This window comes from Teichococcus aestuarii, assembly GCF_003116135.1.
Classification (GTDB): domain Bacteria; phylum Pseudomonadota; class Alphaproteobacteria; order Acetobacterales; family Acetobacteraceae; genus Pseudoroseomonas; species Pseudoroseomonas aestuarii.
Window position 1 is genome coordinate 1 of record NZ_PDOA01000046.1, and the last position, 10035, is coordinate 10035.

General features: G+C 66.3%; 5 protein-coding genes and 1 pseudogene. 2 read left to right on the forward strand and 4 right to left on the reverse strand.

Features of this window, described 5'->3' with window-relative positions; all coding sequences use genetic code 11:
• A partial coding sequence (gene istA / locus CR165_RS23635) for an IS21 family transposase (RefSeq protein WP_109519354.1) occupies positions 1–634 on the reverse strand: 634 nt, incomplete at its 3' end.
• 191 nt (positions 635–825) lie between these two features.
• Between istA and CR165_RS23640 the strand changes: the two genes are divergently transcribed.
• Entirely contained in the window at positions 826–1677 is an 852-nt protein-coding gene (locus CR165_RS23640) for a TolC family protein (protein ID WP_109519350.1), read from the forward strand.
• Here the strand turns inward: CR165_RS23640 and CR165_RS23645 are convergent.
• The gene (locus tag CR165_RS23645; RefSeq protein WP_219929852.1) at positions 1622–2869 is read right to left on the reverse strand and encodes an MFS transporter; all 1248 of its coding nucleotides are present in this window, start codon (positions 2867–2869) and stop codon (positions 1622–1624) included. The two genes, CR165_RS23640 and CR165_RS23645, sit on opposite strands and share 56 nt — an antisense overlap.
• Before the next feature lie 465 nt (positions 2870–3334).
• On the opposite strand from CR165_RS23645, the gene recD2 reads away from it, so the two are divergent.
• Positions 3335–5506, forward strand: a complete 2172-nt coding sequence (gene recD2, locus CR165_RS23650; protein WP_245906731.1) for an SF1B family DNA helicase RecD2 — start codon at positions 3335–3337, stop codon at positions 5504–5506.
• Between the two features lie 202 nt (positions 5507–5708).
• Here recD2 and CR165_RS23655 read toward each other — a convergent pair whose 3' ends face one another.
• Together CR165_RS23655 and CR165_RS23660 are read right to left on the reverse strand one after the other, a co-directional pair.
• Positions 5709–7850, reverse strand: a complete 2142-nt coding sequence (locus CR165_RS23655; RefSeq protein WP_109519353.1) for a hypothetical protein — start codon at positions 7848–7850, stop codon at positions 5709–5711.
• A 125-nt stretch (positions 7851–7975) separates the two neighbouring features.
• Positions 7976–10035 (reverse strand): annotated as a pseudogene (locus CR165_RS23660) (hypothetical protein); the annotation flags it as partial.

Genomic DNA, 10035 nt, shown 5'->3' on the forward strand with positions numbered 1-10035 from the left:
GCTCCCGGCTCGGGCCAATCCGGTCAACGGCGGTGCGCATGTTGTCGTAGATGCCACGCCGCGGCACGCCACCCAGCACGCGGAAGCCGTGGTTGTGGGCGTCGAACAGCATCTCGTGCGTCTGCAGCAGGTAGGCCCGTACCAGGAAGGCCCGGCTGTGGCAGAGCTTGAGGTGGGCGACCTGCAGCTTGGTGCGCTCGCCGCCGATGACGGCGTGCTCCTCGCTCCAGTCGAACTGGAACGCCTCGCCCGGGCCGAAGGCCAGCGGCACGAAGACGCCGCGGCCGGAGGTCTGCTGCTGGCGCTGCCAGTCATCTCGCCAGGCCCGCACAAAGGCAGCGACCCGCCGGTACGAGCCGTCATAGCCGAGCCCCACCAGCTCCGCGTGGAACTGCCGCGCGGTACGTTTCTGTTTGCGTGGCCTGCGGGCGTCCGTCCGCAGCCAGGCGGCCAGCCGCTCGGCGAAGGGATCCAGCTTGCTGGGGCGCTCGGGGGCCCTGAACACAGGCTCCACCGCCTCGGACCGCAGGTACTTGCGGATGGTGTTCCGCGACAGGCCGGTCCGGCGGGCGATCGCGCGGATCGACAGGTGCTCCCGGAAATGCCAGCGCCGGATAACGCTCAACAACGCCATGTCCAACACTCCCGCTGCCCCCGCCCAAAAGGCCGAGGCTAGCGTCCGAACATGGGTCAACTCTCAGTGGCAACTTCACCCCAAACCGGGTCAGATCTCAGTGGCAATCAACAATCCAGGCGACGCGCGAGATCATTGCGGCGTCCGAGGACAGCCTACGCCTGCTGCGCAGCCGCCTGGCGCTTGGCGCCGTGGCCCAGAGCGAGGTGCTGCTGCGGGAAAGCGAGGTGACGCAGCGCCGGGCTGACCTGCCCGTCCTGCTCAAGGCCGCTGAGGAGCAGCGCACGCTGATCGCGGTGCTGATCGGGCGCACCACGGAACTCGCTCCGCCGTCGGGGCCGACGCTGGATGTGTTGCGCCTGCCGGACACCCTGCCGGTGCGGCTGCCGTCGGCACTGGTGCGGCAGCGGCCTGATATCCTGTCGGCCGAAGCGGCGCTGCAGGCGGCCAATGCCCGCATCGGCGTGGCGACCGCCAACATGCTCCCCCGGCTGACGCTGACCGCCGTGTACGGCATGGCCCAGGCGGCGAGCGTCGACGCCTTCACGCCGCAGGGCCTGGTCTGGTCCGTGGCGGCCGGGCTGACCCAGCCGCTGTTCCAGGGCGACAGGCTGGCGCGCCAGCGCGACGCCGCTATCGCCGCGCGCGACGTCGCGGCGGCCCAGTACCGCGGCACCGTGCTGGGCGCCTTCAAGAACGTGGCGGACGCGCTGCGCGCGGTAGAGTTGGATGCCGAGACCCTGCAGGCGCAGCGCGAGGCGGCGCGTGTCGAAGCTGCTGGCGGTGTAGCCCGAGGGCGTGGCGGGCAGTGCCAGTTCCTTAGAGGGTTGGGCGCAGCGCTCGGTGTACAGGATCTGCACCAGTCCGCCGATCAGGTCGGAGTTCAGGCCAAGGTTATGCTCCAGCACAATCTCGGCCGCACTTTCTACCTACATGTTGTTGCCATTCAACGCGGTGACCAGCCTAGTGACGCCGATGCGGTGCATCTCACCGGCCGCCTGACCATCGGTCGCGCAGGGCCAGCACCACGGTCAGCAGCATGAACCCGACAGCGGCGCCGAAGACCCAGCGCGGCTCCCCATGGTCCAAGATCCAGCCGAACAGCAGTGGCCCGATCGCCCCGCCGACATTGAAGCCGGTCGAGACGATCCCGAAGGTGCGTCCTGCCCCGCCCGGGGGCGCTGCCGCCTGCACCATCATGTCCCGCGAGGGAGCGATGACGCCGGACAGGAACCCCGCGGCGGCCATGACGAGCGTTAGCGTCACCGCCCCAATATCGGCGATGGCGATCAGCAGCGTCAGCAGCGCCGTCAGCGCAAAGGCGATGGCTGCAACGTCGCCGTGCCGCCGCGTCCGGTCGGCCAGGAAGCCGCCAACCAGGACGCCAAAGGCACTGAGCATCAGGAACGCCGTCAGGGCACCATTGGCCTGGGTCAGGGTCACGCCATACCCGCTGACCAGGGCGGCGACTGAGAAGTTCTGGATGGCGCCGTTGGAGAAGCTGAGCAGGGTGAAGAACACTGTCAGCGAGATGATGGCGGGGGTGAGGACAGGGCGCTTGGCCACGGCCGGGCTTCCCGGCGGCAGCTTGTGAGCATCAGGCTGTCCCTGCGCCACAGGCACACGCATCGGCAGGATGAAGCCGACCAGCAGGAGCCCGACAACCCCTACGACACTAAGCGCCAAGCCGGGTCCGCCCAGTAGAGCCAGGCCGATCAGGATAGCAGGCGCAATGGCCGTGCCGAGGTACCCGGCGAAGGTATGAAGCGAAAAGGCCCGGCCTAGCCGCGCCTTGGGAATGCCACCCGAGAGAAGGGCGTAATCCGCTGGATGGAAGGCCCCGTTGGCGAGCCCCGCCAGCGCTGCCCCGACCAGAAGCCAGGCATAGGTCCCAACCAGCCCGATGGACAGGAAGGCCAGCCCCCCGAGGGCAAGGCCAGCCGCCAGCACGCGCCGTGCCCCCAGCCGGTCCACCAGGAAGCCGATGGGCGCCTGGGCCACCGCCGAGACGACATTGAAGACCGTCAGGGCAAGCCCGAGCTCGACAAAGCCGACCTGCAACCGATCACGTAGAAACGGGAAGAGCGGCGGGAGGGCGAGGATGTAGACATGGCTGACGAGGTGGGCCAGCGAGACAAGCACCAGAAGGCGGGTCGCCCCGGCCGGAGGTCCGGCTTCCACAGGCGGACGCACGTCTTCGACCGGCGCCCCCAGATCCGCCTCACTCGATGACACTTGCTCTCTCCTCCCTGTTTGTTGCCGGTTCTTCGTTCCGCCGCATCCAAGCGCGGCATCCGCGGTAGATGACCGAACCCGCACCCAGGCAGCGGATTTTCCGGTGGGAAGCATTCTCATGCAATCAGGCAGGCACCAGCCCCAGTGAACGCGGGGCGGCCATGTTCCGCAGCGGAGGCGTGCGGAAGATGCTGGTCCCTTGACCGTTCGTGGCAAGTGCGCCGGAGAGGCGCATCTTCCCGCTTCGGGTCGGCCCTGCACCGCCAGCTCCTTTGCGGCCATACCTCAGCGCGGCGGCTTCAAAGCCACCTGCCCATTGCTTCTGGAGCACTTTCCAAAGTTTCCGGTGGAGCCTGGGCAGCCCCACCTGTTCAGGACAACCACGGCAGCTCTGGCCATACTCGTGGCATTGCGCCACGCTCCCGGCGTTTGGAAGGACCGACCACCACACCGATGCCCCGCGCTATGGTCCCCGCGCCTACCGAGGCCTTGGCCGGGCTGGTGGAGCGCGTCACCTACCACAATGCCGAAAACGGCTTCTGCGTGCTGCGGGTTAAGGCACGCGGGCAGAAGGACCTGGTCACGGTTGTGGGCCACGCCGCCACCATTGCGGCGGGCGAGTGGGTGCAGATCTCGGGCCAGTGGGTCAACGACCGCAGCCATGGGCTGCAGTTCCGCGCTAGTTTCCTGAAGGCCAGCCCACCCACCACGCTCGAGGGCATCGAGCGCTACCTCGGCTCCGGCATGATCCGCGGCATCGGGCCCGTCTACGCCAGGAAGCTGGTGCGGGCCTTCGGCGAGGCGGTGTTCGACCTGATCGAGGCGGAACCGGCGCGCCTGCGGGAGGTGACGGGCATTGGCCCGCGGCGTGCCGCCCGCATCGTAGCGGGCTGGGCGGAGCAGAAGGTGATCCGCGAGATCATGCTGTTCCTGCATGCCCATGGGGTCGGCACCTCCCGTGCCGTACGCATCTTCAAGACCTACGGCACCAATGCCGTGCAGGTGATCACGGAGAACCCCTACCGCCTTGCCCGTGACATCCGGGGCATCGGCTTCCGCACCGCCGACCTCGTGGCCCAGAAGCTCGGGATCGAGCCCACCGCCGAGATCCGGATACGGGCTGGCATCTCCTTTGCCCTGGCTGAGGCCACGGGCGAAGGGCATTGCGGCCTGCCCGTGGCGGAGCTGACCGCGCAGGCCGCCGCGCTGATCGCGGTGCCGCCACCTCTGATCGAGGGCGCCCTGGCGCTGGAGCTGGCGGCGGGCGAGGTCGTCGCCGACACGCTGGAGGGCGAGCGCTGCATCTTCCTGGCGGGCCTGTACCGCGCTGAGCAGGCCATCGCCAAGCGGCTGCGGGTGCTATCCGCCGGGCAGCCCCCCTGGCCCGTCATCGATGCCGGGAAGGCCATCCCCTGGGTGGAAGGCCGAACCGGCCTGTCGCTCGCGCCGAGCCAGCACGAGGCCCTCGGGCTCGCCCTGCGCTCCAAGGTGCTGGTGATCACCGGCGGGCCCGGGGTGGGCAAGACCACGCTGGTGAACTCGATCCTGAAGATCCTGGGCGCCAAGGAGGTTCGGGTCGCGCTCTGCGCGCCCACGGGCCGCGCCGCCAAGCGACTGACGGATAGCACAGGGCTGGAGGCGCGGACCATCCACCGCCTGCTGGAGACCGATCCCAAGACCGGCGGCTTCAAGCGGAACGAGGAGCACCCGCTGGACTGCCAGCTCCTGGTGGTGGACGAGACGTCCATGGTGGACGTGCCGCTGATGCGCGCCCTGCTGCGGGCACTGCCAGACGGGGCGGCGCTGCTGCTGGTGGGGGATGTCGACCAACTGCCCTCGGTCGGGCCGGGGCAGGTGTTGGCAGACATCATCGGCTCCGGCAGCCTGCCGGTGGTCCGCCTGACCGAGGTGTTCCGGCAGGCGGCGCAGAGCCAGGTCATCGTCAACGCGCACCGCATCAACCAGGGACGGATGCCTGAGCTGCGCCAAGCCAAGGATTCCGACTTCCACTTCGTCGACGCCGCGGACCCGGAGGAGGGCGTGCGCAAGCTGCTGGCCGTGGTGCGGCAGCGCATTCCTGCCCGGTTCGGGCTGGACCCGTTGCGCGACGTGCAGGTGCTGTGCCCGATGAACCGGGGCGGTCTGGGAGCTCGTGCGCTGAACATCGAGTTGCAGAAGGCGCTGAACCCGCCGGGAGACATCCGCGTCGAGCGCTTCGGTTGGACCTTCTGCCCCGGCGACAAGGTCATGCAGGTGGCCAACGACTACGACCGTGACGTCTTCAATGGCGACCTCGGCGTCATTACCCACATCGACCTGGAGGACGGGGAACTTACGGTCCGCTTCGACGGACGGGAGGTTGCCTACGGCTTCGGGGAACTGGACGAACTGGTCCTCGCTTACGCCACCACCATCCACAAGGCGCAGGGTTCGGAGTACCCGGCCGTGGTGATCCCGCTCACCACGCAGCACTACGCCATGCTGGCGCGCAACCTGCTCTACACCGGCGTCACCCGGGGCAAGCGCCTGGTCGTGCTGGTTGGACAACGCCGCGCGCTGGCCATCGCCGTGGGCAACAGGAACACGCGGCGACGCTGGTCAAAGCTTGCGGAATGGATGCGGAGCGGCGCTTACTGATGAAGAGCGGCATCTACTGATGCCGTCCTTCATCGCCATAACCGTCCTGCCAGTTAGCTCAGGCGGCTGAACCGCGCGTACTTTCCAATGGAACCGGAAGGTCTACCTTACTTCCGATTCAGTAACCATATGATCAGCAAGCCATCATGGTCAGAGGAGTTAGGCGTACCGCCTACCTTCATGCTCCGCCAACGAGGTCGGATTAGGCGGCGAAGATGTCGCGTCCTTCAAATTGACCGTGCTGGAGGTAGTGCTTGAGCGAGTTCATCCCAGCCTCGGCCACGTCGGCATTGGCGGCGAGGTAGGCGCCCGCGTCGAAGGCCAAGCTCGGGGCGCGATGCTCACCGGCACCGAACTGGAGGTAGTGATTCAGCGGGTTCACCCCAGCCTCGGCCACGTCCTGGTAGGTGGCGAGATACCATGACGTGTCGAAGAAGGCGTTGGCGTCGCGGCCTTCCATCCAGCCCGAGGCCATGAAGTGCTGAGTGGCGTCCACGCCCTCCTTCGCGACGTCGCCGTAGGTTGCGTAGTAGAAGGAGGCATCCACCAGGGGGTTCTGTAGTCCTGTGGCATGCGGCGTTGCCTGGAAGGCGTCGCGGCCCTCGGCCTCACCGTGGTGCAGGTAGTGCAGAAGCGGATCCAGTCCGGCTTCGGCCACGTCAGGGTTCGCCTTGACGTAGGCGTCGCCGTCGAAGCCAAAGGATGCATCACGGCCCTCCTTCCAGCCAGCTGACATGTAGTGCTCAAGCGCGTTCGCGCCCGCCGCCAGCACGTCCGGGTTCTGGTTGAGGTAGAAGGAAACATCGAAGTGGCTGTTCGGGTCACGGCCCTCCGCCGCGCCAAACCGCATGAAGTGCTGGAGGGGATCCACGCCAGCAGCGGCCACGTCTGAGTACTTCGACAGATAGAACCCTTTGTCGAAGAGGGGCATCTCCGCCGCCCAGTCATGTGCCAGGAGCGTAGGCAGGTCTGGCGTGGCAGGAGACTCTGGTTCAGTTGGACCAACAGGATCCGCTGGCGCCTCTGAGGCTCCTGGAAGCACCACGGGCACAAAGGTTCCGTAGTTATGATGACCGATGAGGATGCCATGGTCTGCCAGGCGCTCGGTGCCCGCCGCAGTCCCATCCGTGATCCAGATGCCGCTCCTACTACCACCAGTGGCGGTGACCGTGAAGAGCGTCCGGCCATCACCAAGTTCCTGCCAAAAGAGTTCTGTACCCCCGGGGGTGTCGTTGCTCGGGCCGAGCAGCATCACCCTCTCTGTTCCGTCCAAGAGCCACATCGTGGTCGTGCCGGTTTCCGGCTCGTCCTCGACGTGAATGGCTTTACCTTCGCCCACAGGCATGAAGGATTGATAGGGTAGCCCAGTCCAGTGACCGTCCAGCCGAACTGTTCCCCCAGCAGTGCCATCGGTAATCCACAGGCTGTTGGCTTCCTCAACCCCGCCACGAAGCAAAGTCTGGCCGTTCCCTAGGTTGACGGTTTCGCCAACCCACTCATCCAGCCCAGCAAGCTCGAAAAGGCGGTGCGTACCTGCTTCGGTGCCATCGGTGACCCAGACTGTTCGAGGGGTATCCCCGTCAGAAGTCCCCCCAACACCTACGATGAGACGGCCATCTGGCCCCTGCAGCAGGTTGAGATCAAGAGGCTGGTCCTGCCCTGAATTCCAGGGCGCCTTGAAGATCCGTGTGCCTGCTTCCGTTCCGTCGGTGATCCACAGCTCACCGGCAGCGGTTTCGTACAAGGCTCGGCCATTCCCGAAAGCTCGAACCTGTTCAAAGGTTATATCCGTCATGGATTCGGCTTGAGTGACCTGGAACGTTCCTGCATCGGTGCCATCCGAAACCCAGATGGCGAGCTGATCATCCGAGTTCTTGGCAATGAAGGAAGCCCGGCCATCGCCCAGATCGGTTAGTCCCTGGACGAACTGCCACTCGGTTCCGGGAAGGATATCCTTGACCATGTAGGTGCCGCCAGCGGACCCATCCGTAATCCAAAGCTCGTAGCCATGCTCCTTGTCATTGCCCATGAACATGACGCGTCCATCGGACAATGGGGTCAAGTACCGCGGATCGCCCCACGCGGGCCCACCTGTCGCCAACAGGTTACCGGGAAAGATGTCCTTGAGGAGGTGGGTGCCTCCTGTTGTCCCGTCGCTGACCCAGAGTTCGATTCCATGCTCGACGTCGGACGCGACGAAAACGGCCCGTCCACCGCTCACCGGATGGAGCTCACCAGCCGAAATGTCTGCCACCAAATGCGTCTCGCCGGTAGTGGCGTCAAGCCGCCACAGGCCGCTCTGCCCGCCTAGTGCCCTGTAGAGGTAAGTACTGGTCACAGTCATTGGGCCTTAACTCCGGATTGGCCTGCTGGAGCACCAGCAAACAAGCGCACTACGTTCGGTACCGGGTTGTGGCGGCCTGCTGCAGGATCTCCGCTCGCGCCCGCCTGTTCCCTGCTTGGTTCGCGTCAGTTCACGAAGATGTCGCGTCCCTCGAACTGTCCGTGCTGGACGTAGTGGACCAGCGGGTTCACTTCGGCCTGTGCCACGTCCGAGTGCCTGGCCAGATAAGCATCACCGTCGAAGCTGGAGCTGGGATCGCGTCCCTCGGCTGTGCCGAACTGGAGGTAGTGCTCGAGGGGGTTGATGCCTGCACTGGCCACGTCCTGGTAGGTAGCAAGGTACCAGTCCGTGTCGAAGAAGGCATTGGCGTCGCGCCCTTCCTTCCAACCCGACGCCATGAAATGCTGGGTGGCGTCCACGCCTTCCTTCGCCACGTCCTGATAGGTCGCGTAGTAGAAGGTGGCGTCTACCAAGGGGTCCTGTGGTCCTGTGGCATGCGGCGTTGCCTGGAACGCGTCCCGGCCCTCGGCTTCGCCGTGGTGCAGGTAGTGCAGCAGCGGGTTGATCCCTGCCTTGGCCACGTCAGCGTTTGCTACGAGGTAGGCATCGCCATCGAAGGCAATGGACGCTTCGCGACCTTCCTTCCAGCCGGACGACATGTAGTGCTCGAGCGCGTTGACGCCCGCCGCCAGAACGTCCGGGTTCTGGTTCAGGTAGAAGGAGACATCGAAGTGGCTGTTCGGGTCACGGCCCTCCGCCGCGCCAAACCGCATGAAGTGCTGGAGGGGGTCGCCACCTGCGGTCGCCACGTCGGGATTGTGCGCGAGGTAGAAGGTCGTGTCGAACAACGCGTTGACGGGAGACCACTCGTGGTGGGGTTCCGATGGGCCGGAAGGCGGCTCCGTATCGTCCGTGGTCGGCGGCTCAATCGGCGGGTCCGGGGGGAGTTGCGGCCCGGGAACCTCCGAGGTGGTGCCGAGTTCGAGGAAGCGTGCACCAAGATTCACGCCCGCCATCTCCGGGACGATGTGTGTCCCGCCTGGCGTCAGGTCCGTGCGCCAGACCTGCGGGGCGTAACTCGGCGCGGCATTGAAGAGGAAGCTACCATCGGAGAGTTGGACGACGCCGGACACGCTCGCGGAGGCGGGCAGGTCGTTCCCGCTAGCGAGTTCGGTCATCCTCTCGCCGTCGAACAGCTTCAGGCTGCGCTCGTTCTGACTGTAGCCCTCGACCAAGAGCGCCCGCCCGTCCCCCAGGGACGCGAAGGACGAGACTTGGTTGGCCTCGCGTCCGGATAGGAGCGTCTTCGTTCCCGCTTCCGTTCCGTCCGTGACGATCAGGCGCTCAACGCCGTCGACGTACACGTTGAGTACGGTCTTCCCGTTCCCGATGTCTCGCGCCCAGCTCCCCTTGCCGTTGTAATCGGCCTTGAGGAGCAGGTGGGCGTCGGTGCCGTCGGTCACGTAGTAGCTGATGGCGTCCTTGCCCAGGTCTCCCCAGGGCTGCGCGCCGTCGGCAACGACCGAGATGAGGATCGCCCCGTCCCCAATCGGGTTCCGGATGGTGGCGCGCAGTCCGGCCGCCACCCCCTCGATGCTGTGGGTGCCCTCGGGCGTGCCGTCCGTCACCTTGAAGTGGTCGCCGCCATCGAAGAACACGCGGCCGTCGGCGATCTGCAGGAGTTCACCCGAGAGGTGCGAGAGCGCCGTGGTGCCTGCGGAGGTCCCGTCGCTCACATAAAGCGTGGACCCAGTGATGCCCGAGGAACCCTCGGCGGGGGCGGCGCCGAAGATGAACCGACCGTCGGCGAGCGGCGAGATGGAGCCCCAGAACGAGGTGCCCTCCGGGCCGGGCACCAAGTCCATCATGAGCTGCGTACCGTCGCGGGTACCATCCGTCACCCACAGTTCGCTGCCCGCCGCGGTGTTGCTCGCCACGAAGACGACACGGCCGTCGGCAAGCCCGGCGAAGTTGCCCGGCCGAAGGGAGCCATCCCCGTCATTGATGTCGTAGAGCAACGCCGTTCCGTCGGCGGTGCCGTCGGTCACCCAAAGTTCGTAGCCGTGCTCGGGGTCCTGGGCGGTGAACAGGACGCGCCCATCAGGCAGGCGGGTCAGGTCGGCAATATCTGATCCGTGCGATCCCGGCCAGATGTCCTTGAGCAGGTGGGCGCCCCCTGCAGTAC